This is a genomic window from Arthrobacter sp. NPDC058192 (assembly GCF_042883665.1).
Classification (GTDB): domain Bacteria; phylum Actinomycetota; class Actinomycetes; order Actinomycetales; family Micrococcaceae; genus Arthrobacter.
Window position 1 is genome coordinate 1 of sequence record NZ_JBHVVJ010000039.1, and the last position, 1657, is coordinate 1657.

Consider the following 1657-nt stretch of genomic DNA (forward strand, 5'->3'; position numbering starts at 1 on the left):
CAAATCCATACACCCATACAAAGGAGACACCTGAACTTGAGTGTACTGGATAAACAAGTGATTCGTCAATGCCTTTCTTATCTTCCTTTACAAGATTTTATTGCACCTCTTCTCGATTATCGCAAACAACTAAAAACGGTTAATCTCTTGAAGATCTTTATTACGGGGCAGTTGTTAGCTTGGGACTCCCTTGGCACCATTGCAAAGACCATTCGTTCCGATGAGGCCTACCAGTCTGAATTTGGCATCAACAGTATCGATAAATCTCAGCTCTCACGTCGAATGCTGGAGGTTCCACTTGAAGTTACACAGGCGCTATTTGCAGCGGTGGTTGCGATGATCCAAGCGCAGGCGAGTCAAGCATCCCACATGAATCACAACAAACTTCTACTGGCACTCGTAGATTCCACGAGTCTCCGGATGCCACCTAAGCTTGGTGACTGGGCCTATGTTACGAAGAAGCAAAACAGCGTAAAAGTTCACACGCGGCTGTTGGTGGTGGACAAACAAACGGCCTATCCCGACCAAATTATCGCTTCTACTGGCAATATTGGCGATTACGAAGGTTCGGATCAACTTGTCGTGGACCCAGGCGTGCTCTACGTCATGGACCGTGGTTATGTCTGCTATAAGCGAATGGAAAAATGGGCGGCGGGTGAAATCGATTTTGTGGTTCGCATAGCCAATCATCATTGTGCTGAGGTTTTGAGTGAGCGAAACCTCCCAGCCGATGAGCCCAGAGTCATGAGGGACGCAACCGTTCTTCTTGGAAACCAACCCCAAACACGCATGAAAACACCCGTACGGTTGATTGAGTACAAAGATGAACAGGAACGTTTTTATCGGATTGCGACCACTCGTCATGACTTGTCAGCAGCAGAGCTGATGGAAGTTTATCGAAACCGTTGGCTGATCGAACTATTCTTTAAGTGGCTAAAACAGCATTTAAAGTTTGCAAAGCTTTATAGCTATCAGCCTGAAGCGGTCTGGAATCACATCTATTTAGCCCTTGTGGCTTATGGGCTTGCCTATTACGTCAAGCAAAAAGTCGAGACGAAGCAATCCATCTGGCAGGTCACCCAATGGATTCGCATCTATGCGGTAAAACCATGGGAGAGGCTGCTGAATGAAATGGAAAGAAAACCAAGTAAGAGGAGTAAAGGGAGTCGAAAAAAAGGACCGCCTGACCCGATAAAACTAAGCCTCACACCAGGCGTGATTATTCGCCAGCCGAAGAAGAGAAACAGATAAACTTACATTTAACTTTTTTTGGAATTCGGTTACCTACGCTTAGGTGGAGTTGTCTTTTATTTATTTAACGTTAAAAAGTTTGTGAATTATTGTACAAACTTATAGGTTAGCGAAGATATGGTAGGTTTAATGCAACGCTAATGGAGAAATTCCAACTAAATGCCTCGAAACCCCGAAAACCCTCTAAATAGCGGGAGAAATTCCATCTAAATAGGTTGAACTAAAGAAACATGTTTTAAGTGAAGCGAGAAGATCCTTCTATAGAAACGAAGTGTTCGCCGTTGCAGCCGGATTCTAACTTTTAAATATCTAATTCAATCGTAGAATCTGGTTGATACTGCGATCGTAGGAATGAACTACTCGCGCAGCGGCCAAAACGTATATGTTTAGTTGATCTTATATAAGT

General features: G+C 44.0%; 1 protein-coding gene. It reads left to right on the forward strand.

All coding sequences use genetic code 11. The features are described 5' to 3' along the window. A partial coding sequence (locus ACFVVK_RS20455; RefSeq protein WP_390271333.1) for an IS4 family transposase occupies nt 1–1251 on the forward strand: 1251 nt, incomplete at its 5' end. Nucleotides 1252–1657: the final 406 nt, after the last annotated feature.